Raw genomic sequence first — 25389 nt, 5'->3', positions numbered from 1 at the left:
ATTATTGTTAACCATGGGTGAGGATGGCGCGTGGGAGCGGCAGACGGACGGGACGCGGTTCCGCGTGTTCCCGCAATCGCCCTTCGGCAAGCCAGACGCCGAACCTGAAACAATCCATGTATCCACGCCTGCCGGCGCGGTGCGGCCCGGTCCTTCCGACGACCGCATGTATTTCGTATGGCCCAAGGGCAAGTTCTATCCCTACGGCGTTAACACTGGCCCACTCGGCACCAAGTTCATGACACTGCCGCCGTGGACCGGTCCGGCCTGGCCCGACGTGCAGCCAGGTCCGAATGGCCATTTCGATCATCTCGAGGTCGGGACACCGGAATTCGAGGCCGCGCACCTGTTCGGCGTGACCCGGTTCGTCATGGATGTGTGGGAGACCTATCTCGGCCATCCGATCCGCTGGCACTTCGGCGAGGACTACGAGCGGCTGGAGCTCACCATCCTGCCCGACTGGGACAATGGCCAGATCGGCTACGGCTATCTTGAAGTCGGCAGCGCTCGCCGCAAGGATGGCAAGGTAGTGCCTTTCTCACTCGACTTCGACATCATCGCCCACGAGGTCGGCCATGGCATCATATACTCGGAAGTCGGTCTGCCGGACCCGAACGCGGAAAGCGGCGAGTATTTCGGCTTCCACGAGGCCGCTGCCGACTGGGTCGCGATGATCGCGTCGCTGCACTTCCCGTCGGTCGTGCGCGACGTCCTGGAGCTGACCAGCGGCAATCTTTACACCTACAACGAGTTCAACCGCTTCTCCGAGCTGTCGGAGAACGAGCAGATCCGCAGCGCCGACAACACCCTCAAGCTTTCCGACTTCGCCGACGGCTGGCACGATGAGCATAAGCTGTCGGAGCCGTTGTCTGGCGCGCTCTTCGACATCTTCGTCGACATCTTCCACGAGGTGCTGGTCGAGACCGGCACGATCCGGCGCAACCTCGAGGACCTGGCCGACGCCGCGATCAACCGTCCCGACCTCGCTGACACGCTTCAGGCCGAGTTCGACGCGGCCTTTGCAGCGAACCCGGACGGCTTCGTTGTCGCGATCGTTGAAGCACGCGATTTGATGGGCAAGTTGTTAGTCGAATCCTGGCGAATGCTCTCGCCGGACGACCTTAACTACGCCGATTTCGCCGACTGCCTGATCGCCGCCGATGCCAAGATCACTGGCGGGGTGCTGGAGGATATCCTGATCACAAACTTCTGGTGGCGGGATATTGGGATGGTTAGGGCGGGTGTGCACGTCGGGCTTTCAAAAACCAAAGCCCATTCACATTCGTCGCGAGTCATCCAGCCTGCACTGGCCAGCTCGCTTCCTGCAATGACCTATCGAGAACGTCGTTTCCTACGATCGATCTCATACTTACGGTAAAGAGTTCCAATATATCGGAGAGTCTAAATGTCCCAAGAAACTTTCTTAAATCTGTCTAAGATATGGATATTTGGTCGGGTAATGCGTGATATGGCAATATTGCATGACGTTTATAAGAACTTCCCACAAAACGACTCTGATGCCAATGACGCAAACAGTCCAGTTACATATGGTAACAATTTCCTGCTAACGCAGATAAACAAAGCTGAGGCGAAATTTGCTAGGATTTACTCTTTCTCATATGAAGCATCTTTTTATGACCTTGCGCGACCTATTATTTTTTTAGTTCATGGCGAAGGTATAGACCCGGAAGGAACGCCTGCCTTACTGACACCTGATCAACAGAAATTGAGCCGCATGCCTGGAGACAGTGGCAGGACGGGGTTGTCGAGCCAGCTGGGGTCGTTCGCGGCAGGAATGCGAGCTTGGGCCTACGATCGTTCTGACTTTACGTTGCGTCTCGATGTTGAAAGCGGCACCTTTGACATGCTGCTTCTGGCCTCAGAAATGGACGATTGGGGCGTCGCGAGCCGCTCCGCCGGGTCTGTTGCTCGATCTTCAGGATCTGTCGCCCGGGCCGCCGGTTCTGTCGCTCGTGCGGCTGGGTCAGTCGCTCGGTCGCGACGAGGCGGCGGCAATACAGAATGAAAATAAGCACCTCCAAGCAAGCAAGGTGATTCCATGGCAAAAATACCACCGATAATTATCAAAGGTGAAGTCGTTCAAATCACTAAAACCATTCCTCAACACATACCAACCTCGCCGAAATACATCGAAAACATACTTCTAAAGACCGGGGAACATCAAACGATCTTTACTGGAGCGAGCGTCTATTTCATAAAACATGATGGTCGTTACGAGCCAACCGCTACAGGAGACGTTGTTGACAATCAAGATGGAACTATAACACTAAACGGATTATTTGACGGCACGCCAGAGAACATATTGAAGGTATATTTATTTAAGACGATTGGTAACGTACTAAATTGCGCGTCAACGGATGACCATGCTGATTTAATAGTAGGCGGGTCATAGAAGACGACTCACAATCCCGCCAACTTGAGCCCCGTCAGCAGCGTGTCGCGATCCTGCTGGCGGCGGTCGGGAACGATCTCGACCCATCGTTCGGCCTTGAAGTCAGGCTGGGCCGCGCGCACCAGCTCGGCAGCCTGACGCGCTTCCTCCAGCCGGCCGAGATGTCCATAGCAGCATGCAAGGATGCGGCGGCCCTGCGTCGCGTTGTGCATACGGGCCACCGTCGCGATCGCCTCTTCAAAACGGTGCAGCTTCATCAGCGCGCCCGCCATGTCCCAGAGATACTGGTCGGGGTAGAACGGATTGAGACGCATGGCCCGCTCAATCTGCGCCAGCGCCTCTTCACAGACGCCTGCATGGGCCAGCGCGTCGCCCATCTCCGCGATTACAGCCGCGTCGTTGGGATTGATCGCCAGCGCACGCCGATAGGAGGCGAGCGAGCGGTCGTGCTCGCGGCGGTAGAGCAGCACGAAGCCAAGCTCGGCGTGGCCGCGCGCGTCATTCGGGTCGGCGCTTACCGCCTGCACGGCTATGTCGAGGGCACGATCGAGAGGCGTCGCAGAGTCGGAACTCCAAGAATAGCGCCAGTCGAGGCTGTTGGTCCGCGAGAGACCGGCGAAAGCGCGCGCATAGCGCGGACTGGCGAGTATGCTCTTCTCGTAATAGGAACTCGCCAGCCTGTTGTCGGTCGGCGTCAGCCGCTCCAGATACTCCTGTCCGCGCAGCGCCAACCCGTAGGCGTGCATGGATTCCGGCGGCTTGCTCGTTAGTCGCTTTCGCTCGGCTTGTTCGATGCGCACTGCCATCACCGAGACGACTAGCTCGGCGATTTCGTCCTGAATCGCGAAGATGTCCTCCAGAGGGCGGTCATACTTTTCCGCCCACAGCGTGTGCCCATTGTCGGCATTGCACAGCTCTATCGAGATGCGCACCCGGTTGGCGGAGAGCCTGATGCTGCCCTGTGCCACGTAGCGGGCGCCGAGCCGGCTGCCGATCTCGGTGGCCGAAAGGTCCTTGCCGCGCAATGCGAAGGACGAGGTGCGGGCGATAAGGTCAAGCCCTCTGAATCGACTGAGGCTGGTGATAATGTCATCAGTCACCCCGTCCGAGAAATAGTCCTGATCGACCTGCCCCGAGAGATTTCGGAACGGTAGGACTGCGATGGACGGGTTCTCCTCGTCCACCGCTGCCTGCCTCAAATGGAGATCGGCGCTGGTTGACTGGGGCCGCGGTGTCGCCTTGAGCAGGGCCACGGCGCCACGATGGACCCGGTAGAGTTCGATCGGCTCAGGCAGGTTCTTGACGCGTTGCGGTCCGAGATACTCAAAACTGAAGTCAAGCCGGCCCTGGATGGCTCGGTACACGAGATCGGACACGCAGACCCCTCCTGCCGGGGAGGCGTCCTGGATGCGCTCAGTGAGGTTCAGGCTGTCGCCAAAAGCGCGCCCGTCTGTCTCGAATATCTCGCCCAGATGCACACCTACGCGAAAACCAATCGGGACCGCCTCAGGCGGGCCGGCGGCGCGTAACGCCTCTTGGAAACTCAGGCTGACACCAACCGCGCTTGCAACGCTGTCGAAGGCCGCCAGCGCGCCGTCTCCGGTGTAGTTCAAAACCCGGCCCTGCGCGGCACTTACTTGGCTTGTGAACATGTCCAGCGCTCGTTCGATGTCGCGGATCGCGCCAAGCTCATTGCGTTTCATAGCAGTGCTTGAGCCGACGGCATCGATAAGAACGATCGCAAAGAGGCGCGAATCCTCGCGAGCCGAGTGGGCCTCCACCGGCCTTCCAGTCTCTGACGAGAAGATGTGCATGCCGTCAGTATCACCCGAGATGAAGGAATTGGCTCCCAATCCTACGGGATTTGCGGGTTTTCGTCATCAGAAATGACATCTGGGTAAGATGATCGCAAAATATCATGCGAGTCATAGGGCAAGTAAGCTGATGCGCTGCGGCAACAGGGTTGCTTGTGCAAGCTGCTGGCGAGCAAAGCTGTTGTGGCCTGTCCAGCAGCGATGTCCGCTATTGGCAAATGGACGAGACGGCGGGAACGACCGCCATGAGGCGCTTAGCCGCCAGGCGGCAATGGGCCGATAGCGGAATGGCAGGTTTCAAGACCTGCACTGCGAAAGCAGAAGTTTCGGCATGCCGGTAGTGCCGGGTCTGACTCAGTTATCGACTTTTTTGCCTTGCCATTGCAGCAAGCCTGACAATCGATGTGACGCTTGGTGTGAGCAGTACGTTCGCGCGTCAGCTTAAGTCGGACGCTTCAAAGGGAATCAGTTCCGCTTCCCCAGTTGGCGGCGCGGCGAATGGTGCCGATCTGCGGTGCTTGCAGCGGCGATTGTGCCAGCTTTTAAGCGACGAGCAAAAGGCCGACGGGCGACTGTGCCGTGAACTAAACCGGTTCCTTGGCGCGGTAAGTTGCAGCCACTTTGTTTTGTCGTAGGAAGCGGGAGCGGAGGCCGGACCTGCGGCTTGCTGGCGGCAAGCGTTCACTACGAATGCTGACACGTTTGAACGCGTGAAGGGCAGAGTCCCCTTCGCCCAGCGGCGACGACTAGGGACGTGAAGAGGGTTAGAAGTCGAACAGATCGGCAAGCTTCACCCAAACTCGTAAACAAACAAAAGTGCTAGGGCGTTCGCGCCGGTCCTAGGGGGCGTAGACTGGCCACGGCCGGACGACCGACAAGCCGGCCCAGTCTTTCACTCAAGAGACCATAGACCAACGTATCGGACGCGCGCGTCTTCGGCACAATGGCTCACACCTCGTTAAGGTTGGCATGGTGGTTCATCTGAACCAGCCCGCCGAGGAATCGGAAAAATGACGATGCGTTCCGTACTTTCGATGTTGATGCCGATCATCTTGAGACTCTGGTGCGTCGATACGACGACGCCGCGGGAACGACACCGCAGAAGGCATGACCAGCTTGCTCGCGCGGCGGCACCGCGCATCCATGCACGCAACGGGGTCAAAGGCTCCTTCTCACACAGCCGTCGCGTCGGCTCAGGGAAAGATTGGCGTTGTCGGGATCGATGACCGGATCCGGTGTCGTCATGAACTGGTGGAGTTCCCCCCTTGCCTACATCGTGCTGGTCGGCCTTGCCGGAATTGTCGTGTGGAACTTTATCCCGAGACGGTTCGCCAACGCGCGGCTGGTCGTCCAGATCGCCTTCTTCATCGCGATGTCGGTTCTGCTTCTATACGGCAGTGTCGTTCCATACGAACCGGCCTCAGGCGACATGCGAACCCCCGAAGCGATCCTCATCGGATCGGCCAAAGTACTGTGGTGGCTTCATTTCGCCTGGGCGTTGATCGGCTTTGTGCGCATTTACCTCGTCTTCGAGGGAAAGCCTCGCGAGGCGCGCCTTCTGCAAGAGCTCGTCGTCGGTATCGTCTACGTCGGAATGCTGCTTTCGATCCTCGCTTTCGTCTTCGCCGTGCCCGTAGGGACGCTCATCGCCACGTCGGGCGTCTTCGCGATCATGTTGGGCCTGGCGCTTCAGAATACGCTGAGTGACCTGTTCTCAGGCGTCGCGCTAACTCTTGGCCGCCCTTATGTGCTCGGCGATTGGATCGTCCTCAGCGACGGCACTGAAGGTCGTGTTGTCGAGACCAACTGGCGATCGACCCACCTGCTCACCTGGGCGCACAACGTCGTGGTGCTGCCGAACAGCTTCCTGGCCAAACTCGGTTTGACCAACGTCAGCAGCCCGAACGAGAACCATGGCGTTTCCCTCTCCGTAAGACTGGCGCCGACGAAGATGCCGTCCGTTGTCGTCGATGTGATGCGCAGGGCGCTGCTGAGCTGCAACTCGATCCTGAAGGAACCCGCGCCCATGGTTGCGATCAAGAGTCTCGATGCCACGGCGATCGAGGTCGACCTGCTTTTCTATGTTGCAAATGTCGGTCGACGAATCCCGGCGAGGAATGAAATTCTTGATCTCGTCTATCGCCACGCAAAATCCACTGGATTGCTGCTAGCCGTGCCTTCCACTTCGATTTCGATGACCGCGTTGCCGACCGAAGAGACCGCGCATCCCCTGCCCGTTACCCCCATCGACCTTATCAGGGCCATACCGATATTCTCGGCGCTGACGGGGGACGAGCAAGAGGCTCTTGCCGCGACGGCCTCGGAGCGCAGCTATCGCAAGGGCGAAATCATCGCGCGACGGGGAGAGATGCTGCCGTCTCTCATGATCGTCCGGACCGGCGTCATCGTCCGGCAACGCGAAGATGACGCCGGCCTGGAAGAAATCAGCCGCTTAGCGCCCGGTGATTTTTTCGGGGAGAGCGGCTTGCTCGCCGGCATCGTCGAGATGTCGACATTGCGCGCACTGAGCCATGTCGTGGTGTACGAAATAGATCAGGCAAGCTTCGCCCCCTTGCTGCTCGACCGGCCCGAAATGGCCGAGGATCTGGCTTCTATTCTCGCAAACGGAATGTCGGCCTCGGGCGAGAACGGCAAAGCTGGACAGCAGCGCGCAAGCTCTAGTTTTGCACTGCTCAAAGCCATTCAGACGGTGTTTCGCAGCGTTCCGTTCAAGCGGGCTCGAGCAGACGGCCGATAAGACGCGCAAGAGGAAGGATCGAGTCCCATGACCCTTCCAAAAACCGACGTCGCAGGCACCGAGACCGTTATTCTGCCGCCGTTCGCCGACTTCGCATTATGGCGCGCCGGGAATACCCATCACCTGTGCCAGAGGCGTTAAGTTCAGCCTGATCGCCGGTGTGTCGACGGCTTGGTCTCGCCGGTCAGAACCTTCTCCTACATGGGCTATGCGGAGATCGTGCTTACCGGCTGTGCGCGATACCAGGTCAAACCCCTACACCGCGATCGCCGGCGAAGTTCTAATCGTCGGCCGGTCCGGTTCGTTCGGCGATATCGAATTGATTCTATTGGAGGCCCGGCGTCGAAGTCGTGCTTCAATCCGCCGGCAGAGCCGCCGGCAAGCGCAAGGTCACAGTCGTGCCCGATCCGAGGACACTGTCGATTTCGACACTGCCGCCGTGCTGCTGGGCGAAATGCTTCACCAGCGGCAAGCCGATACCGCCCAGGCCCTGGCACTTTGTGGTGAAGAAAGGATCGAAGGCGCGAACCATGGTTTCCTGGGTCATGCCGATGCCGGTGTCTGCAACGCGGAGCTCGACAAGGGCGCAATGGCCTTTATCCGCCACCGCGGCGTCTATCGAGATTGAGCCGCCGTTGGGCATCGCGTCGCGCGCGTTGAACACGAGATTCAGGACCGCGTTCTGCAAGCCCAGACGATCGCATCTCGCGGGAGGCAAATCGGATTCGATGCGGACCTCGAGCCGGATCTGCAGTTCCCATGCACTTCGAATAAGAGTCTCGACCTCGGCCAGACAGCTGCTCAGATCCGTGTGCTCGATTTCTCTGGGAGCCTCGAGGGCTCTGCGCATTGTATCTCGGACGAGCGCGCCAGCGTGTTGCAGCGCCGTCCTGGCACTGGCGATCACCGGCTCAAGGGCCGGAGCTGTTGAGACGCTTTGGTCCCGCGCGACGCGGTTCAGTGCTGATGACGCGACCTGGATGAGATTGCCCAGGTCGTGAACGACGCCGGCGGTCGGCTGTTCCGTGAGGCGCCCGTTGGATGCGCTGTCGGCGTTTCGACGAAAGTCCTCATTGCCTACCGTGCCTGGTCTAGCTTCTGTGCGTGACAATCGACGGTCCCCCTGCGGCCCTGAGTGCGTAGCTGATCTGGTCCTGCCAGAACGCTATGTGGGTGGGGCACGCGCGGTCGATTGGATCGAGGATCAGGACGGCGTATCCGGCGGACCAGGATGACCTCGTTGCAAGCTTACCGGGATGCGGTTTGTTGTATGCGGGAGGGTCGATGACTTACCCGAGAGCCCGGTCGACCAATCCACACGCATCTAGCCCTCACCCCATCGCCACATAGGGTTCCCGGTCTTTGGGCTCATCGGTCCTAGACCTTCGCATCGAACGACAGATGCTTCCGTTCGATAGTTTGGCCGGCAGCTCCGTCGCATTGTCTACAGCGAAGGCAGATGGATGCGCCGGCTGCATGGCCGGCCTAATCGCCACCTCCCATGGAACGCGAACGAGGAGTTTCGACATGAAAATCGTGGTTATCGGCGGCACCGGACTGATCGGCTCGAAGACAGTCGAGAGGCTGCGCAAGAAGGGCCATGACGTGCTCGCAGCGTCGCCGAATTCGGGCGTCAATACGATTACCGGCGAGGGCCTGACGGAGGCGCTGGCGGGAGCACAAATTGTCCTCGACCTGGCCAATTCGCCCTCGTTTGAGGACAAGGCCGTTCTGGAATTCTTCGAGACCTCCGGCCGAAACCTGCTCACAGCAGAAAAGGCTGCTGGCGTGAAACACCACGTTGCGCTTTCGGTCGTTGGCACCGAACGGCTGCCAAAAAGTGGCTATCTGCGCGCCAAGGTGGCCCAGGAAAACCTGATCAAGAGCTCCGGCATTCCCTACACCATCGTCCATTCGACGCAGTTCTTCGAGTTCTTGGGCGGTATCGCCCAGTCTTCGATGGTCGGCGATGCCGTCCATCTGCCGGCAGTCTCCTTTCAGCCTATCGCTTCCGACGACGTCGCCGATGTCATGGCCGATGTGGCGCTTGCGGCTCCGGTCAACGGCACGATCGACATCGCCGGGCCTGAGCGGGTGCGTTTCAATGAGTTTGTCGCGCGGTTCCTGAAAGCGACGAATGATCCGCGCCAGGTGATTGCCGATCCTCGCGCACTCTACTTCGGCACGGAGCTGGAAGACGGGTCGCTGGTTCCTGCTGGCAACGCGCGCATCGGCGCCATCCGCTTCGAGCAGTGGCTCCCCCACGCTTCGCTCCAGCGCCACTGATCCGCACCCGCCACGATCCGACCTCGCCCTGGATTGGCGAGGCCCGGTGCCCAAACGCGAAGGAGCACGTGATGAGCAAGAACTTTCCCACCCCTGCCGAAACGACGCGGCGCGATGTCCTGCTGGGCGCAATGGCCGCCACGGTTGCCGTTGGCCTGCCCAGCGCGGCGCTCGCCAAAGCTGAGCGAGGGCAGAAACTTCCCACTTCCAAATCAAGCAGAGGATCAACCAACATGAGCACGGTCACCACCAAGGACGGCACCGAAATCTACTACAAGGATTGGGGGCCCAAGGATGCCCAACCGATCGTTTTCCATCACGGGTGGCCTCTGAGCAGCGATGATTGGGATGCGCAGATGCTCTATTTTGTCGCCAAGGGTTATCGCGTCGTCGCCCATGACCGGCGCGGCCACGGCCGCTCGGCGCAGGTGAGCGAGGGTCACGACATGGATCACTACGCCGCCGACGCCGCCGCGGTGGTCGAGCATCTCAACCTGAGGAATACGATCCACGTCGGCCACTCCACCGGGGGCGGCGAAGCCACTCACTATGTCGCGCAGCATGGCCAGCCTCAGGGCCGCGTAGCGAAGCTCGTTATCATTGGCGCCGTGCCGCCAATCATGGTGAAGACGCCAGCCAACCCGGGCGGCCAGCCAATCGAGGCCTTCGACGTTGCGCGCCAGGCGCTCGCCGCCAACAGGGCCCAATTCTATCTCGATTTCGCGGGTGGTCCCTTCTACAGCTTCAACCGGCCGGGCGCGAAGCCCATCCCGGGCGTCATCCAGAACTGGTGGCGGCAGGCCATGATGGGCAGCGCCAAGGCGCAGTACGACGGGATCAAGGCCTTCTCGGAGACCGACTTCACCGAAGATCTGAAGAGCATCACCGTACCGACCCTCGTGATGCACGGCGACGACGACCAAATCGTGCCGATCGCCGACTCGGCCCTGCTCTCATCGAAGCTTCTGAAAAAAGGGACGCTCAAAGTCTACGAGAAATTTCCACACGGCATGTGCACCACCAACGCCGATGTGGTGAACCCCGACCTGCTCGCCTTCATTCAGTCGATAGGCTAGCGCCGCGCCCTGGCGCGAGCCCGATCGCCGGCCGCCCCTCCCCGGCCGGCGATCCCCCATTCATCCGCAAACAGGAGCCAAGACAATGATCAAGATCATCCTCAGCACCGTTGCCCTCACAGCCGTCTTCGCAGCTGCCGCGCTGGCCCACGAGTCGGACGGGCCCAACGTAACGCTGGTCTACGACCAGCCGCTTCTCAACGTGCCAGGCAAGAGCATCAAGGGCGTGCTCGTCGAATACGGGCCCGGCGGCAGTTCGCAGGCGCATTTGCACGCAAAATCGGCCTTCATCTATGCCACGGTCCTTGAAGGAGCAATTAGCACCCAGGTCAATTACGGGCCGGTCAAGACATATCGGGCCGGCGAAAGCTTTTCCGAGCTGCCGGGCGATCATCACACCTTCGAGGAGAATGCCAGCAAGACGGAACGCGCGCGCATGCTTGCCGTGTTCGTCGTCGATACCGGCGAAACGGAGCTGACGACCTTCGACAAGTAAGTCGAGGATTTTCGGATTGGTTCCAATAGGAGGACGGCCGCAATGCTTATCGACAAACTGCACACCTTGACGTCGCCGCGCCTTGCCGTGGTCGACCTCGATGCCACCGTGCAAGCGGCCGCCCTTTCGCTTTCCAGACCCGGCATCGGCCTTGTCGTGGTTTGCAATGGCAGCGGCGCTGCGGAAGGCGTGCTGAGCAAATCAGACCTCGTCCGCCATCTCGTCAGTTCGGCGTCGTCAGTGCCGCCGGTTTCAGCCCTGATGAGCAGCCCTATCGTGTCGTGCACACTGGAGGATGATCTGCATGAGGTCTGGCAGACAATGGCTGCCACTGGCTTGCAGAACATACCCGTGGTCGACGCCTGCGGCAGACCTATCGGTATTCTCGACATACGCGACGCGATGAAAACTCTGTTCCAACAGGAAGAGATCCAAGAGCAGATGCTCTCCAGCTACGTCGCCGGCATTGGCTATCGCTAACTCGGTTCTCGGCAGTCAGGCGACGGAAAGAGGCTGAGCTGCAACTGACGCGCTAACCGGGATCGTCAGCGAGAGTGCCGACGAAACGGCCACCGGCGCGCGCCCAGCGAGAAGAATTGAACCGTCAACCGACATCATGGAGTCTCACATGATCAAGCGTCTGAATTTCCTGGCCCGCAAGAACGGCGGCATCGAGGGTCTCGTGGCCATCGAGGGCTGGCTTGCCACCAGCTTCGACCCCAAGCTGCTCGAGCTCGTCAAGTTGCGGGTGTCGCAAATGAACGGCTGCGCGCATTGCCTGCACATGCATCGGCACGACGCCCTCAAGCTGGGCGAGACCGACGACCGGCTACTGCTGCTCGACGCCTGGAGCGAATCGGCCCTCTACACCGAACGCGAGCGGGCCGCGCTGGCCTGGGCGGAAGCCCTCACCTGCATTGCCGAGACCCATGCGCCCGACGCGGTCTACGAGGAAGCCCGCAGCGCCTTCTCGGAAGATGAACTCGTCGCACTCTCGATCGGCGTGGCTACGATCAACGCCTGGAACAGGCTGGCGATCGGCTTTCGCCTGCAGCATCCGGCGGACCGCATGCGCGCTGCCGCCTGAACCGACCATTACGAGGCCGGCGAAACCGGCCGAAACACAGTGAGGAGACATTTCGACATGAACGGAACCACCAGCCGGACGCTTGCAGGGGTCTCGGTCCCCGATACCTCACTGGTACGGCAGGCTCTCGAATATGCGCGCAGGGAATGCGAAGACTATCTCTTCAATCACGTCGTCCGCTCCTGGTTGTTCGCGGCACGTCTCGGGCAGCTGCGCAACATTGACCACGACGCGGAAGTCGTCGCGGTTGGGACCTTGTTGCATGACACTACGCTCAACGAGCGTTTTGACGGTCCGCGCCGCTTCGAAGTCGAAGGGGCGGATCTGGCCAGGATATTCTCACGACAGGGCGGTGTCGACGAGCGCCGGGCACAACTCATTTGGGACAGCGTGGCCCTCAACTCGACCCCGTCGATCGGCCTCTACAAAGAAGCGGAGGTAGCCCTTTGCACTGCCGGCATCTGCCTGGATGTTGTCGGACTGAAGTACGAAACCATCCCTCCGGCAGAGATCGCCAGGATTGTAGGTGAATTCCCGCGGCTCGAGATGAAGCGGCGCATGACGCGGTGTTTCTGTCATATCGCCCAGACGCACCCGGAAACGACCTACGACAACTTCGCTCGGGATTTTGGCGAGCGCTTCGTGCCCGGATACCGGGCGCCATCTTCCGTCGACTTCGTGTCGAACGCGCCCTTTGAGGAATAAGCCCCTTCGAGCTCGACGTGGCCGCTTTAGTGTCGTCGTGCCTGACGAATTCGACCTTCAAACCTCACCCGGCGCCAGCACCGATTTGCTTTGCCGCGCGCTTGCGACATCCTATCGGGCCGCCTTGGGATCAAGCTACAGTCCTAGGCGCGCCAGCATCGCGCATCGCAGCCGGCAATGTTTCCCATGCCCGGATCAATTCGCCGATCGACGCGACTTCCATCTTGCGCATCACATTGCCGCGGTGGAGCTTGACAGTGATCTCGCTGATGCCGAGATCGAATGCGATTTGTTTGTTGACTCGCCCGTGCGCGACTTCGCGCAAGACCTGACGTTCGCGTGGCGTCAACGTCTCAAGGCGCTCGACATTACGTTTGACGACCACCGCATCCGCCCGTCGCGCGGAGTCCATCGCAATCCCCGCAACCACCGCGTCGAGTAGGGTTTGGTCCCGTGCTGGCTTTGTGAGAAAGTCGACGGCTCCGGCCTTCATCGCCTGCACCGTCATCGGAATATCGCCATGCCCGGTCAGGAAGATGATTGGCTTGGGGTTGCCGCTTTGGGCCAGACGGTGCTGCAGGTCAAGTCCGCTCGCGCCTGGCATGCGCACGTCGAGGATCAAGCAGCCGGGGCTGTCCAATACGTCGGCGTCAAGGAGTTCACGGGTAGAGGCAAAGCAGATCGACTGGAAACCCGCAGACAGGATCAACTCGGACAACGCCTCCCGAACAGACGCATCGTCATCGACAATGATGACGCGCGGCTGCTCCGGCTCATTCCTTTGCTGCTGCGATAGCGGTGCCGATCTCCGCGGGAGCGGCTGCTCACCTGTCATGATCATCCTCCACTTTTGGATTGGGTAAGGCCTCACCGATCGCCGCAAGCAGGGCGTGGGCATCGAAGGGCTTGCGGAAGAAACCGCTGATGCCCTGCGCGCGATCCTGATCGGCTATCTCGTGTCGACCTGTGATGAGGAATACCGGCAACTCCGGTCGCGCCCTCTTCACCAGGTCACGAAGTTCAAATCCGTTCATCCCTGGTATCCCGATGTCGGTAATGAGCACGTCCAGTCCCGACAGCCCGCTGATGAGCAATTGTCGCGCGGAAGGGAAGCCACGGGCCGTATATCCGGCGGACTCAAGAAGCTCCTCCAGCGATTCAAGCAGCCTTGGATCATCGTCGACAACCGCCACTACAGGTTTATGCTTGTTCACGCTCAGGTCCCTCCCGCTCGGCGCGAGTGTGTGATCGGTATTTCCAGTCGCTCCGCGATACGCACGAGATCGGCGAGGGACGCCGCTGCCATTTTCTGCATCACATTCCTTCTATGGATCTGTAGTGTCACTTCGCTGATCCCCAGTTCGGCGGCGGCCTGCTTGTTGAGAAGACCGCTCACCACGAGCGGAAGCACCTCGCGCTCGCGCGGCGTCAGGTCGAGATAGCGTTGCCTCAGCCCACCAATCTCGCCGCGCTCTGACCTAGCTGCCCGATCCTGGGCAATCGCCGCATGGATTGCGGCCATGAGGTCGGCATCACTGAAAGGCTTGGTCAGGAAGTCCACGGCGCCGCGCTTGATCGCGCGCACCGACGACGGGATGTCGCCATGGCCTGTTATGAAGACGATCGGCGGATGATCCCCCTCGGCTATCTGCCTTTGCAGGTCAAGGCCGTTGATATCCGGCAACTCGACATCGAGGATGAGGCATGCTGGGACATCCGGCTTTTCGGCGCTGACGTAGTCGCCGGCCGATCCAAACACGACCGCGCGCATACCATGCGACGCGAGGAGTTCTCCGAGCGCCTCCCGGATACGTGGATCATCATCCACGATGAGTACGATATGGTCGTCAGTGATCATGCCGCGATTTCCGCTTCAACCGGGAGGGTGAAAATGAACGTCGCTCCGTGCGGTTCGTTCGCCTCTACCCACAGCCGGCCGCCGTGCGACTCGACAATCGAACGGCAGATCGCCAACCCCATCCCCATCCCGTGCTCTTTCGTTGTAAAGAACGGCTCGAATATTCGATCCGGAAACGCAACACCTCTCCCGTGATCGCTGATCTCCGTCTGGACAGCATCGCCCGTTCGGCGAACGCGAAGTTCGAGAACTCGGGCCTCCATAGTGGTGTCCATCGCCTCGATGCCGTTGCGCATCAGATTGATCAGTACCTGCTGTAGCTGGACACGATCGAGCACCAGAAGTGGAAGATCGCTTTCGATGTCCGTATTGATGCGGACACGCCGTCGTCCCGCCTCCTCCGCTATGAGATCCAACGCTTCGGCAATGACGCTGGAGAGCGTCGTGCTGATCCTTGCCCCCACGGATTGCTTGAACAAGGCGCGGATGTGGCTGACGACTTCGGCCGCCGAGTTGGCGTCGCGGATGACGCGTTCCACGGTTTTCTGCGCGCGCTCAAGATTTGGCGGTTCAGCCGTGAGCCAGCGCTGGCAGGCGTGCGAATTCGCTACGACGGCCGCCAGAGGCTGATTGACCTCGTGCGCGATCGACGCGGCGAGCTCGGCCAGGCTGGCCGCCTGGCTCTGACGCGCGAGATTCTCCTGGGCGAGGCGCAGTTGTTCCTGCACCCGAACCTCACCCTCGATGTCCAGGCAGATCACGTTCCACTGCACGATGGCCCCTTCGGCGTTGCGCATCGGCGCGGCACGCGTCTCGACCCAGCGATACTCGCCATCGAAGCGCCGTAGACGATGCCTGCGCGCATAAGGATCGCCGGTGGCGAGCGAATGGGCATACCTCTCCTTGACGCCCGCCAAATCGTCGGGATGAACGCCGGCGTCCAGTGTGCCGGCCAAACGGGACTTTCCCGTCTCGTCCAATGTTTCAAGCTCATATCCGAGGAATTCGCGAAGCTGCTGGCTGCGATAGACCGGCTCGCCATCCGGCGCAGCGCAATCGATCATCGCCGGCAGCGTTTCTACCAGCTCCCATAGGAAGCGTTCTCTCTCGCGCAGCGTCTCCTGAGAAGTCACGTGATCGTGGATATCGACGTTAGCGCCGTACCACCGGATGATGCGACCACTCTCGTCGCGGAGCGGATCGGCATGACCTTCTGTCCAGCGGTATGCACCATCCCACCGGCGGTTGCGAAACTTCAGTTCGAACCGTTCGCCGGTTTTGAAGGATTGGCTCAAGCCCTGCAGCAAGGCGGCCCGGTCATCCGGATGGACGGATGTCTGAATTGCAATGGGCAATCCCCCCTCAGCGTCGACATCTTCCGGCTTCAGGCCAATGTAGTCCATCATGGTCTTGTTGATGTATGCCTGGTCGCCGCCAGGAGCGACGCTCCAGAGCTGCACTGGCACGGTGTCCACGAGCTGCGCAAGCTCACGCTCCCGGTCGCGCAACGCCGCTTCCGCCCGCTTGCTTTCTGTCAAATCAAGAATGTAGGCGACCCCTTGCCTAGCGTTCCCTTCGAAGCAGGCCGCCCCGATCAGTATCGGAACCCGGCTTCCATCTTTTCTGAAGTATTCCTTCTCGCGGGCTTGCATCTTACCCGTCCTCGCGAGCTCTTCAGCCTCCTCGCGAGCATGCACCTCCTGCCATTCCGGGGGCGTCATCGCGAACCAATCAAGCCCGGCCTTCAACTCCTCGCGGTCGTATTGGAGCAAGCGGAGAAACGCGTCGTTGGCGTCGATAAGCGTTCCATCCAGGTCCCAGAAGACGATGCCGATCACATCTGAGTCGAACAGCTGCCGGATCCTGGCTTCCCGTTCTTCAAGTTCGTGGTAGAGGCGCACTTGGTCGTGTATGTCGATGGTAACGCCATACCATTGCAGAATCACCCCGTCTTGACCGCGTAGCGGCTCGCAGCGGCCCTCTACCCAACGATACTCACCGTCAGCGCGGTGCACGCGATACTTTCTGAAAAACGGCTCGCCGGTGACGAGGGAGTGGTTCAGCGCTTCCGCAAAGCCCGCTGCGTCATCCGGATGGACTGCGGTCGCTATGGTCACTGCTAGTCGGCTCATACCTGGCTTGTCAAAGTGCGCCATGTCCAATCCGAGGAGATCGACCATGCGTTTGTTGATGAACGTCGGCTCGCCATCCGGCGCCAGACACGCGATGGCGACCGGCACCACGTCGACGAGCAGCGAGAGCTCTCGCTCCCGTTCCCGCAATGCCTCCTGCGCGCGCATTTCATCGTCGATATCGAGAGAAACACCGTACCACTGTGCTATCGCGCCATCTTGATCGCGCCTCGGCCCTACCCTGCATTCTGCCCACCGGTAGGTGTCGTCTTTCTCGAGCCAACGAAACCGCATGGCGGACGAGACACCATTTTCGAAACAGTTCCGCAACGTGCGCTCGACCCCCGGAGCATCTTCTGGATGAACCAGTTCTTGCAGCAGATTCTCGATACGCGGGTTTTCGATCGTTTCGAAATTCGCGATGACCGAGCGGAAATGATCTTGGTATCGCTTGTTGAAGTAGACCATCCCGCCTTCAGGCGTTGCACTCCAGATGCGGACCGGCACGGCATCGATCATGTCCTGAAGCTGCCGCTCGCTGCGCCGCAGCGCCTCTTCGCCCTTAACCTGTTCCTCAATGTCGTGGCAGAGCCCGTACCACTGGACGATGTGCCCATCCTGACCGCGCAACGGCTCGGCGCGACTCGATACCCAGTGATAGACGCCATCGGCACGGCGCAGGCGATAGCGCATGGAAAAGGACACGCCGGTCGCGAGGCTGCGGCCGAGGGCTTCTCCAAACTCCTTGGTGTCGTCTGGATGGACGCAAGCCTCTATCATTGCCGCCAGTCGGGTCCGCCCCGGCTTGTCCATATCCGACACGTCCAGGCCGATGAAATCGACCATGCGCCTGTTGAAGAAGGTCGGCTCGCCGTCGGGTGTCAGACGCCAGACGTGGCTCGGAACCATATCCACGAGTTGTGAGAGTTCCTGCTCCCGGCCCTGCAATGCCTCCACGCTTTGGCGCAAAGTGAGGACCGCCAGTTGATGCTGCCGGGATATGGCGGCGACGATGAGCGCCGAAAACGCTGAGATGGCCAGAAACAGCTGCAGCATAATTTGATTGTGCTTCTGGGAGGCGGGTTCGCCGGCAAACTGGCTCGCGCCCGATATCGTGAATACGGCCGTGATCAGAGCAAGCAGCATCAAGGCAACGGCGGCACCCTTGAATTCAAAGCGTACCGCAGCCCATAGAAGAGGCGGCATGATGATATAGGCGAAAGGCAGGTAGCCGCTTAGGGAAAGGGCGGCGACACAAAGAAAGATCAACCCCAGCACACCGGCTTCCATCCATCGCGCCGCCGAGAGCTGGGTCTTGGCGCGCCAGTTCTGGAGCAGGACCAGGGTCAATGGCCCTACGATCAGCACCCCGGTGGCGTCTCCGATCCAGAATAGGGGCCAGGCCGCCATGAAGGTCTGCGACAGCATGCCAAACGACGAGACTGTCGCAGCTCCGACCGTCGCGCCAACAACTGGCGCTACTCCAGCCGCCAAGACGACGAACGTGAGAACGCCCTGCAAGGTTTCCAGTTGAACGGGCCGCTTGTCGGTCCGGTTCACGAGCCACGCGCCGACCATCGCTTCCAGAGCGTTGCCGAAAAAGATCAGGAGGGCCGCCGGCAGCGGGCTGTGGAACCACAGGAAATTGCTGAACAGTTCAGCCAGACAGCCAGCCACAATCCACCACAGCCAACTTGGCCTGGAGGCGAGGACGAGCGTAGCGATGAAGAGCCCGCTCGGAGGCCAAATCGAAATGCCTGTTCCAGGTATGATTGCGAGCAACTGGGCAAACCCGCAGCCCAGGACATAGGCGACAAAGAAAAGCCCGAGGTGCAAGAGTTGCGGGCGGTGCGACCAGACGGACATCATTGGCTTCTCCTGCTGCGCAAAGAAAGCCTGAGAACTATCAGCGCTTCGCATAGCACTTGTCCTCAAAAATCTGGGCTGGCGAACTCAAGGCCCACCCTAGCCCCGCCATGCCTTGACCGCATCTCATGGAAATCCATGAGGCGCGACGAGCTAAGCGGTATCTCCAACTCCGGAATGGCACGACCAGGCCGCCCGAGCGGATGCACTCACTTCCTGTTGGGAAGGGCCCGAATCGTAATGCTGATCTCACGGTAGGGTGAAACTCCCTAGCTTTCCGTGTCCGCTCAGTTGTGTCCAATGATCGCGGTGGCCACGTCGCTCAGTGACCGCCGCCGCCTTCGATATTGCCGGGCTTCTTCAGGAGCAGAGTGGCTGCAAGCGCGATCACCAAGGCAATCCCAAGCAGGAAGAAGGTGTCGCTGAAGGCCATGATGAAGGCCTGTTGTCGCACTCTCAGCGCGATCGCGACCATCGCCTTGTGGGCGGCGAGCGCGTGGTCGCTGACGCCGTGTGAGAGGAAATAGCCGGTTAGCCGTTCGATGCGGGAACGCGTTGCCTCTTCGAACAGCGACACCGACTGCACCAGCACGTTCGAATGGTATTGCTCGCGTTTGGTGAGGAAGGTCTGCAACAGCGCGATGCCGACGGCGCCGCCGAGGTTGCGGGTCATGTTGAACAACGCCGATGCCGAGCCGGCGTTATCTTGCTCGATGCCCGATGTGGCGATCGCCGAGAGCGGGGCGAAAACCAGCGCTTGGCCGATGGCGCGCACAATGTTTGGCCAGAACAATTGGTCGGTGGCATAGGCGCCAGTCATGTGCACGTTCATGAAGTTCGAAGCGGCGAAGAGTGCAAAGCCAGCAGCGATCACGAAGCGCACGTCGAAGCGCTGCATCAGGCGCGGCACCAGCGGGATCAGCAGGAGCTGCGGCAGGCCGGTCCAGGCGAGCACCAGGCCGATCTGCTCGGCATTGTAGCCCTGAATGCGCGACAAGTAGACCGGCAAGATGAAGACCGAACCGTAAAGCGCTGTCCCCAAAAGAAAATTGGCTAGGATGCCGAAGCCGAAATTGCGGCGCACGAGCAGCTTCAGGTTGAGCAACGGATGGTTCGAGGTGAGTTCGATCCAGACGAATAGCGAGAGCGACACGGCCGCGACGATTGCCAGCCGAAGGATGAAAGGCGAGCCGAACCAGTCTTCCTTGTTGCCTTCCTCGAGCACGGTCTGCAGTGCGCCGAGCCCGACGGCCATGGTCGCGATACCCCCCCAATCGCCCTTGCCAAGCAGGCCCAGCTGCATCGGGGCGCGGTCGAGCGAGAACCACAGCATGCCGATCATCAACGCGCCGGGCACCAGATTGACGTAGAAAATGTATTGCCAGCCCCAGTTCTCAGTGAAGTAGCCACCGATGGTCGGCCCGATCGCCGGCGCGAAGGTGGCCGACAGCGCGAACAGCGCCAACCCAATGGGCTGCTTGGCTTTGGGCAACAGCGTGATGATTATGGTGAAGGCCATGGGGATCAGTACGCCGCCAGTGAAGCCCTGGATCGCCCGCAACACGATCATTTGCCCGAGATTGGCGGCGAAGGCACAGGCGATCGAAAAGGCAAGGAACAGCACCGCGTTCGTTATCAGGTAACTGCGTAGCGAGAAGACCCGAGACAGCCAGCCCGTCAACGGGATCACGACAATCTCGGCGATGAGATAGGAGGTCGAGATCCAGCCACCGTCGTCGGCACCGGCGCCGATGGCGCCCTGGATGTCGGCAAGCGAGGCATTGACGATCTGGATGTTCAGGACTGCCATGAAAGCGCCGAGTGTAGAGCCAACCACCGCCACCCAGACTCGCGGCGAGGTGGCTGCACCTGCGGCCCCGGTCGCGTCCCGGGCGGCCGGAGCGGGGATGGTCGACACGATAGCGGTCATGGCTGCAACTCCGTAAGCACAGGGAGGATGGCCGAAGAACTGATGTCGATAGTCGAGAGCGTCGGGAGATTATCCGCCCGCCGTCGCTTTGGTATCGATGGTGGGCTCGACCGACATGCCCGGCTTCAACAGCCCGGCGAGATCGTGATCATCGACCACAATCCTCACCGGGATGCGCTGCACGATCTTGGTGAAGTTGCCGGTGGCGTTGTCGGGCGGCAGCAGTGCGAATTCGAGGCCGCTTGCCGGCGACAGGCTGTCGACGTGGCCCGTCAGCTCGACATCGGGCAAACCGTCAATGGCGACGCGCACCGGCTGGCCAGCGCGTACATGGGTAAGCTGCGTCTCCTTGAAGTTGGCGACGATGTAGACCGCATCCAGCGGCACGACCGCCATCAGTTGCGTACCGGCGCCAACATACTGGCCGACTCTGAGCGTGCGCGCGCCGACTGTGCCGTCGACCGGCGCGGTGATCGTCGCGTAGGATAGGTTGAGCTTCGCTTGCTCCACAACGGCCTGGGCACGATCCTGCTGCGCGACAGTCTTGTCGCGCTCGGTGGCCAGCACCTCGATCTTGGCCCGTGCAGCGACGACTGCGGCTTGATCGCGCTGCAGCCCGGCGGCGAGCTGGTCTGCCCCGGCGCGGCTGGCTTCGGCTTTCTGTGTCGTGCTGGTGCCGCTCCTAGCCAACGTAGCGTAACGATCGGCGTCGGCGCTCGCGAACTTCAGCGACGCCTGCGTCGCCGCGACCGTCGCCTTTGCCTGCTCGATCAACGATTGCTGCAGCGCGATCTGCGCATCGAGATTGCGCACGGTCGCCTCGGCCGCTTTCACCTCGGCTTCGGCCTGAGAAAGTGCGGCGCGGAAATCGCGGTCGTCTATGCGGGCGAGAACCTGTCGCGCCGTCACGTCTTGGTTGTCGCGGACCAGCACCTCGGCGATGTAGCCTGAGATTTTCGGCGCGACTGTCGTGGAGTCCGCCTTCACATAGGCGTCGTCGGTCGATTCCAGATATTGGCCGTTCGTCCAGTAATCGTAGCCCCACCAGCCGCCTGCCGCCGTGGCGGCCACGAGCGCGAGCCCAAACGCAATGCGCTTGAAGCGGCGCTTGGGTTGCGGCGGAATGACCTCCTCAGCGGTGACCGCGGCAGGAACCGGCAGCGAGCCCGGCTGCTCGGGCGAAGACTGCGCGGGCCACTCGACGGGAGGACCAGGTTGCTCGGCCCTGGCTGCCATCTCGCTAGCGTGGGCGAAGTTCTTGGTGGCGGGCATCTCGGACATTTCGTTCTCCCGGCGATCTTGCACAGTGGGCCTGCAAACGCGCATGGCCTCGATCAAACTTACTTTCGAAACGCGTTGAGGGTCGATCACGTGTCGGGCTAGCTTGCTTCGTCCGATCGTCTAGGGTTTCCGACACTTCGGTAGCACGGCTTGTTTTCTGCAATTGCTGAACGCACAGACTCCGCCAACCAACAGGGGGAAGACGCTACGGTCACGATGCCCATGGCATTTCGTCTGCTTCCCGGGGACGGCCGCCTTAGCTCGCGAGTCCGTCCCCGACCGTTACCCTGGATCACATTATCTGCGGACTTCGGACTTCGTGCTCGACGGCGCCTGTGACTTGCTGCTAGCCACAAGCTGGATGGCAGCGATCGTCGCAACGCAAACCCCGATCGCAACGTGCGTCCACATCGGTCCCTGCGCCGACCCGAATCCGAGCAAAAATGGCGCGATCACCGTCCAGCACCCCAGGGTGAGATTGGACCATTCGGCCCAGGCGCCGTAGCGAAACAGCGCAACGACAGAACAGCACACGATCAGCGTGCCGACGATCCCCGCGTTCCAGGCGGCGCCCGGCAGCGTGGCGAACAGAAAGGCCGCGCAGGCCAGGCATGCGCCCAGAATAAGATTGGTCCATTCCAGTCCTTTGTTGGGTACTTCACTTGTCATAATCTTCTCCTTTGAGTTTATCGATGGCCTAACCTCTCGCACTACTGAAATGGAGGCAGGTTTTTATAAGATGACGCAGTCCGATGCATTATCCTATTCTACCGAAGCATCTGTTGGGCGATGCAAAGGGCTAGGGCAGCTGGTCGCGGGGATGGCACACAGGCGCCGGGGCATAGGGGAAGGTGCACGCCCTCGTGACAACAGTGCGCTGTCTTGGACCGAAACGAATCGGATGCTGTCCACCTGTACTGCTGATTGTTCGGTGCAGCCGACGGCCGCCGCAGTGCTGCGATCTGAAACAGCGCCTTTCGCCGGTCACTATCCCAGGGTCAAAAGCGCGGCATTGGATGCATGCCTTCAGGCGTACAGCAGCGTTTGGCAAAGCCATTCATCAAAACGCCAGCAGCGCTGGCCGGGCATTACCCGGAGACGCTTCTCGCCGCCATAAGGGCGGCCGGCACACCTTCGGGTTTTTCCACTACGACCGGCGGCTGGACTTCGTTGCAGGCCATGTTCCTGCAACAAGCCCATGGGGACTTCCACCGGTCGGGGCGTCATGCGCGATGGCTCGACCTGGAAGGTCGAGGATACCGAGTAGAGGTGGTGAACTTAACAGGCGACGTGAACGCGCCGAAACCATCTGACAGGATCCGCCACGGCGTGTCTCTCCTGGCGACCTCCCAACACATTTGCGAACAGAAGTAATAATGGCACGGTCGCCTGTGAAAGGCGGAGTTGCAGTGAATACAGTTCATTGGTCGCCTCCAGCGTATCGGCACACGCAGGCGGCTCTTGGGGTCCGGGCAGCGAAAGCTGGCACGGCAGCGGATGTGCCGCGCGACGGCATTCCCGTGAGATCGTACATTGGCTCCTCCATGAGGATTGAGGCTGTGGGAACAGAATGCGCCGCCTCCACCCGCGAACCTATTCTGCGCGGGTATCTGTGATGCGATGGGAAAGGTTTGGGTTGGATGTGCTGGTGGATGGCGGCCCTAACCAAAGTAAGACACATTCCGATGCCGCAGCAGGTGGACGCTACTGTGGGCTGCAGGATAGATGTATTCTCGGAGCCATCCCCGGTCGGATGGGGTCTGAAAGACGGCCGCGATGCCTTCGCCAATCTTCGATCGGCCTTTGCTGAACCGGCGATCCGTGTTTCAGCAATCTATGCCTAGGGATAGGGTATCCCCTGCCCGGGAGTCATAGACTGCTATCGATAGGCTGGAGTATTGTGGAGTAAGGCAGTGTATTGTCTGGCTGCCAGTGCCGATTTGGAGCGACTATGGAACCTCTCGACGGCATCGGCGGACGCTGAGTTGAACAAGGGCCCGAGACGCGCTCGTTGGCTAAGGATTTGGGTGCGTATGGCCTGCCGCAGTCCCCTCGCCGAAAGACTAGGCCAACAGGGACAATCGATGCAGACTTCCTACCATCATCCGGCCAAACAATCCTCCAGACGCAGCCTTGGCCTGCGAATACTGGGGCTCGCGCTCGGCCTGCTGCTTTTGGTGGTGCCAGCGTACGCTCAGCAGGACGTCTTGCGCGTACCGTATGTGGCCGATATCGGCACATTCGATCCCGACAACGGGTTTGAGACCGGCGCGATGAGCGCAATCAACAACGTCTACGAAGGCCTCGTCGAATATAAACCGGGCTCGACCAGGATTGTTGGTCTGCTCGCCAGAAATTGGGAAATTTCCGATGACGGGCTGACCTACACCTTCCACCTTGTCGAAGGTGTCAAATTCCACGACGGCACGCCATTCACGGCGGCAGCCGTAGTCAGTTCGTTCGAACGCCGCCGCGATCGCGGACTGAGCCTGAGCTACTTTCTGGCCAACGTGAAGGACGTGAGGGCGCCCGACGATTCAACGGTCGTGCTCACGCTGGGCCATCCTCAGCCTTCGCTCCTTGATACCCTTTCCAGTCCGTGGGGCCCCAAGATCATCAGTCCGGTAGCGCTCGCCGAACACGACAAGGGCGACTTCGCGACGACCTGGCTCAATGAGCATGCGGTAGGCACCGGCCCGTTCAAACTGGCTGAATTCAAACGCGGTCAGCGCTATGTGCTCGAGCGCAACGACGACTACTGGGGCGACAAACCATTCTTCCGGCAGATCCAGATTTCGGTCGTGCCCGATATCAGCCAGCAGATACTTCAGTTGCAGGCGGGTGCAATCGATGCCGTGCCGATCAACTATCCGTTCGCGCAACTCACCAGCCTACCGAAAGATCTGGAGATCACAGACGCCCCGAGCATGATACCGTACACTCTCTTCGCTAGGCCGAACTCGGCGCTCGACGACGCGGAGGTCCGCAAGGCCGTTTTGACAGCGATCAACCCGGCGCTGTGGGTCAAGGACGCCTTCGGCGAGTTCGCAAGCGTGTCGAGGTCGGTTTATCCGAACGTGATGCTCAACCCGGTGAATCCGATCCAGTTTCCGACCGACTTCGAGGCAGCGAAAGCCGCGATCACCAAACATGGCGCGGTCAATTTGGTCATTGGCCTCCATAGCGCGGCCCCGAGCTATGGCCGCATCGCCGACCTGATGATAGCGCAACTGGCGTTGATAGGCGTAAAGGCAACGGCTTACGTGCTGCCCTCTGGCGCAGCCTACACCTTGAAGGACGACCGAAACCCTCCCGATTTGCTGCTCACGATTGCAGGCCCGGACGCCGCCCATCCTGAGAGTCAGGCGAAGGTGTTCTTCACAAAAAACGGTCCCCTTAATTTTTTTGGCCGGGTCGTGCCGGAAGCCGAGGCCATCGTGGAACAGGCCGGTCAGTTGACCGATGTCAAAGAACGCGACGCTCTCTATGAGAGAGCGGGGCAGATGTATTTCGATGCCGGCATTGTTATCCCGCTTGTCAACGTCAACGATGTGGTTGTCCATGCCAAGGGTTTGAAGGATCTAGGACTCCGTCCCGTGTACCCACCCGGCAATATCGACTTCAGCACCGTTCGCTGGGGACCCTGAAACCCGGCCGTCCGGTTCATTCCGGAAGCAGGTCAGCCTC

21 protein-coding genes are annotated in these 25389 nt (G+C 60.5%); 12 read left to right on the top strand and 9 right to left on the bottom strand.

What is annotated here, in order from left to right; translation table 11 throughout:
• Nucleotides 1-13: 13 nt before the first annotated feature.
• Genes AC1DYO_RS12435 through AC1DYO_RS12425 form a run of 3 tightly spaced genes read left to right on the top strand, consistent with a single transcriptional unit; the run spans nt 14 to nt 2413 of the window.
• A complete protein-coding gene (locus tag AC1DYO_RS12435) occupies nt 14-1378 on the top strand; it encodes a gluzincin family metallopeptidase (protein WP_477263530.1) in 1365 nt (454 codons plus the stop codon).
• 27 nt (nt 1379-1405) lie between these two features.
• Entirely contained in the window at nt 1406-2026 is a 621-nt protein-coding gene (locus tag AC1DYO_RS12430) for a hypothetical protein (RefSeq protein WP_477263528.1), read from the top strand.
• Nucleotides 2027-2059: 33 nt separating this feature from the next.
• The gene (locus AC1DYO_RS12425) at nt 2060-2413 is read left to right on the top strand and encodes a hypothetical protein (protein ID WP_477263526.1); all 354 of its coding nucleotides are present in this window, start codon (nt 2060-2062) and stop codon (nt 2411-2413) included.
• Nucleotides 2414-2421: 8 nt separating this feature from the next.
• On the opposite strand, the gene AC1DYO_RS12420 is transcribed toward AC1DYO_RS12425, so the two are convergent.
• Nucleotides 2422-4227, bottom strand: coding sequence for a hypothetical protein (locus AC1DYO_RS12420; protein ID WP_477263524.1), 1806 nt, complete (start codon nt 4225-4227; stop codon nt 2422-2424).
• A gap of 1222 nt (nt 4228-5449) precedes the next feature.
• On the opposite strand from AC1DYO_RS12420, the gene AC1DYO_RS12415 reads away from it, so the two are divergent.
• Nucleotides 5450-6985: a mechanosensitive ion channel family protein gene (locus tag AC1DYO_RS12415; protein WP_477263875.1), complete on the top strand. Its 1536-nt coding sequence runs from the start codon at nt 5450-5452 to the stop codon at nt 6983-6985.
• 355 nt (nt 6986-7340) lie between these two features.
• On the opposite strand, the gene AC1DYO_RS12410 is transcribed toward AC1DYO_RS12415, so the two are convergent.
• On the bottom strand, nt 7341-8096 hold the full coding sequence (locus AC1DYO_RS12410) for a sensor histidine kinase (protein WP_477263523.1): 756 nt from the start codon (nt 8094-8096) through the stop codon (nt 7341-7343).
• Between the two features lie 416 nt (nt 8097-8512).
• Here AC1DYO_RS12410 and AC1DYO_RS12405 point away from each other — a divergent pair, with 416 nt between their 5' ends.
• The 6 genes from AC1DYO_RS12405 (at nt 8513) to AC1DYO_RS12380 (ending at nt 12635) form a co-directional block, all read left to right on the top strand.
• The gene (locus AC1DYO_RS12405; protein ID WP_477263873.1) at nt 8513-9271 is read left to right on the top strand and encodes an SDR family oxidoreductase; all 759 of its coding nucleotides are present in this window, start codon (nt 8513-8515) and stop codon (nt 9269-9271) included.
• 233 nt (nt 9272-9504) lie between these two features.
• Nucleotides 9505-10347: an alpha/beta fold hydrolase gene (locus AC1DYO_RS12400; RefSeq protein ID WP_477263871.1), complete on the top strand. Its 843-nt coding sequence runs from the start codon at nt 9505-9507 to the stop codon at nt 10345-10347.
• Nucleotides 10348-10432: 85 nt separating this feature from the next.
• Nucleotides 10433-10843 carry a cupin domain-containing protein gene (locus AC1DYO_RS12395; RefSeq protein ID WP_477263521.1) on the top strand — a complete coding sequence of 137 codons (411 nt, stop codon included), beginning with the start codon at nt 10433-10435 and terminating at the stop codon, nt 10841-10843.
• A 42-nt stretch (nt 10844-10885) separates the two neighbouring features.
• Complete coding sequence (locus AC1DYO_RS12390) at nt 10886-11323, top strand: CBS domain-containing protein (protein ID WP_477263519.1); 438 nt, start codon at nt 10886-10888, stop codon at nt 11321-11323.
• 148 nt (nt 11324-11471) lie between these two features.
• Complete coding sequence (locus AC1DYO_RS12385) at nt 11472-11930, top strand: carboxymuconolactone decarboxylase family protein (RefSeq protein ID WP_477263517.1); 459 nt, start codon at nt 11472-11474, stop codon at nt 11928-11930.
• A 57-nt stretch (nt 11931-11987) separates the two neighbouring features.
• Entirely contained in the window at nt 11988-12635 is a 648-nt protein-coding gene (locus AC1DYO_RS12380) for an HD domain-containing protein (RefSeq protein ID WP_477263515.1), read from the top strand.
• Between the two features lie 130 nt (nt 12636-12765).
• On the opposite strand, the gene AC1DYO_RS12375 is transcribed toward AC1DYO_RS12380, so the two are convergent.
• The 7 genes from AC1DYO_RS12375 to AC1DYO_RS12345 form a co-directional block, all read right to left on the bottom strand.
• A complete protein-coding gene (locus AC1DYO_RS12375) occupies nt 12766-13470 on the bottom strand; it encodes a response regulator transcription factor (protein ID WP_477263513.1) in 705 nt (234 codons plus the stop codon).
• A complete protein-coding gene (locus tag AC1DYO_RS12370) occupies nt 13460-13849 on the bottom strand; it encodes a response regulator (RefSeq protein WP_477263511.1) in 390 nt (129 codons plus the stop codon). Before AC1DYO_RS12370 ends, AC1DYO_RS12375 begins: the two co-directional genes overlap by 11 nt.
• Nucleotides 13850-13851: 2 nt before the next feature.
• Complete coding sequence (locus AC1DYO_RS12365) at nt 13852-14493, bottom strand: response regulator transcription factor (protein ID WP_477263509.1); 642 nt, start codon at nt 14491-14493, stop codon at nt 13852-13854.
• Nucleotides 14490-18494: a PAS domain-containing protein gene (locus tag AC1DYO_RS12360; RefSeq protein ID WP_477263507.1), complete on the bottom strand. Its 4005-nt coding sequence runs from the start codon at nt 18492-18494 to the stop codon at nt 14490-14492. The genes AC1DYO_RS12365 and AC1DYO_RS12360 overlap by 4 nt, the downstream gene beginning before the upstream one ends.
• A 319-nt stretch (nt 18495-18813) precedes the next feature.
• Entirely contained in the window at nt 18814-20421 is a 1608-nt protein-coding gene (locus tag AC1DYO_RS12355; RefSeq protein WP_477263505.1) for an MDR family MFS transporter, read from the bottom strand.
• Between the two features lie 69 nt (nt 20422-20490).
• Nucleotides 20491-21702, bottom strand: coding sequence for an HlyD family secretion protein (locus AC1DYO_RS12350; protein ID WP_477263503.1), 1212 nt, complete (start codon nt 21700-21702; stop codon nt 20491-20493).
• A 297-nt stretch (nt 21703-21999) separates the two neighbouring features.
• Entirely contained in the window at nt 22000-22371 is a 372-nt protein-coding gene (locus AC1DYO_RS12345) for an SPW repeat protein (RefSeq protein ID WP_477263501.1), read from the bottom strand.
• Between the two features lie 351 nt (nt 22372-22722).
• Between AC1DYO_RS12345 and AC1DYO_RS12340 the strand changes: the two genes are divergently transcribed.
• Together AC1DYO_RS12340 and AC1DYO_RS12335 are read left to right on the top strand one after the other, a co-directional pair.
• A complete protein-coding gene (locus tag AC1DYO_RS12340; protein ID WP_477263499.1) occupies nt 22723-23076 on the top strand; it encodes a hypothetical protein in 354 nt (117 codons plus the stop codon).
• A 710-nt stretch (nt 23077-23786) separates the two neighbouring features.
• Nucleotides 23787-25349 (top strand): ABC transporter substrate-binding protein, encoded by a 1563-nt coding sequence (locus AC1DYO_RS12335; RefSeq protein ID WP_477263497.1) that lies wholly within the window; start codon nt 23787-23789, stop codon nt 25347-25349.
• Nucleotides 25350-25389: the final 40 nt, after the last annotated feature.

The sequence above is a fragment of the Mesorhizobium sp. P2_F5 genome (assembly GCF_056403715.1).
The sequence above is the reverse complement of the archived record's forward strand: the minus strand, read 5'-3'. Positions and strand labels throughout refer to the sequence as shown.

What these genes read in the sequence shown, in the direction of transcription:
- AC1DYO_RS12435 (WP_477263530.1), top strand. Translation starts at nt 14, where the DNA reads ATGGGTGAGGATGGCGCGTGGGAGCGGCAGACGGACGGGACGCGGTTC.
- AC1DYO_RS12430 (WP_477263528.1), top strand. Translation starts at nt 1,406, where the DNA reads ATGTCCCAAGAAACTTTCTTAAATCTGTCTAAGATATGGATATTTGGT.
- AC1DYO_RS12425 (WP_477263526.1), top strand. Translation starts at nt 2,060, where the DNA reads ATGGCAAAAATACCACCGATAATTATCAAAGGTGAAGTCGTTCAAATC.
- AC1DYO_RS12420 (WP_477263524.1), bottom strand. Translation starts at nt 4,227, where the DNA reads ATGCACATCTTCTCGTCAGAGACTGGAAGGCCGGTGGAGGCCCACTCG.
- AC1DYO_RS12415 (WP_477263875.1), top strand. Translation starts at nt 5,450, where the DNA reads ATGACCGGATCCGGTGTCGTCATGAACTGGTGGAGTTCCCCCCTTGCC.
- AC1DYO_RS12405 (WP_477263873.1), top strand. Translation starts at nt 8,513, where the DNA reads ATGAAAATCGTGGTTATCGGCGGCACCGGACTGATCGGCTCGAAGACA.
- AC1DYO_RS12400 (WP_477263871.1), top strand. Translation starts at nt 9,505, where the DNA reads ATGAGCACGGTCACCACCAAGGACGGCACCGAAATCTACTACAAGGAT.
- AC1DYO_RS12395 (WP_477263521.1), top strand. Translation starts at nt 10,433, where the DNA reads ATGATCAAGATCATCCTCAGCACCGTTGCCCTCACAGCCGTCTTCGCA.
- AC1DYO_RS12390 (WP_477263519.1), top strand. Translation starts at nt 10,886, where the DNA reads ATGCTTATCGACAAACTGCACACCTTGACGTCGCCGCGCCTTGCCGTG.
- AC1DYO_RS12385 (WP_477263517.1), top strand. Translation starts at nt 11,472, where the DNA reads ATGATCAAGCGTCTGAATTTCCTGGCCCGCAAGAACGGCGGCATCGAG.
- AC1DYO_RS12380 (WP_477263515.1), top strand. Translation starts at nt 11,988, where the DNA reads ATGAACGGAACCACCAGCCGGACGCTTGCAGGGGTCTCGGTCCCCGAT.
- AC1DYO_RS12375 (WP_477263513.1), bottom strand. Translation starts at nt 13,470, where the DNA reads ATGACAGGTGAGCAGCCGCTCCCGCGGAGATCGGCACCGCTATCGCAG.
- AC1DYO_RS12365 (WP_477263509.1), bottom strand. Translation starts at nt 14,493, where the DNA reads ATGATCACTGACGACCATATCGTACTCATCGTGGATGATGATCCACGT.
- AC1DYO_RS12360 (WP_477263507.1), bottom strand. Translation starts at nt 18,494, where the DNA reads ATGATGTCCGTCTGGTCGCACCGCCCGCAACTCTTGCACCTCGGGCTT.
- AC1DYO_RS12355 (WP_477263505.1), bottom strand. Translation starts at nt 20,421, where the DNA reads ATGACCGCTATCGTGTCGACCATCCCCGCTCCGGCCGCCCGGGACGCG.
- AC1DYO_RS12350 (WP_477263503.1), bottom strand. Translation starts at nt 21,702, where the DNA reads ATGTCCGAGATGCCCGCCACCAAGAACTTCGCCCACGCTAGCGAGATG.
- AC1DYO_RS12345 (WP_477263501.1), bottom strand. Translation starts at nt 22,371, where the DNA reads ATGACAAGTGAAGTACCCAACAAAGGACTGGAATGGACCAATCTTATT.
- AC1DYO_RS12340 (WP_477263499.1), top strand. Translation starts at nt 22,723, where the DNA reads ATGCCTTCAGGCGTACAGCAGCGTTTGGCAAAGCCATTCATCAAAACG.
- AC1DYO_RS12335 (WP_477263497.1), top strand. Translation starts at nt 23,787, where the DNA reads ATGCAGACTTCCTACCATCATCCGGCCAAACAATCCTCCAGACGCAGC.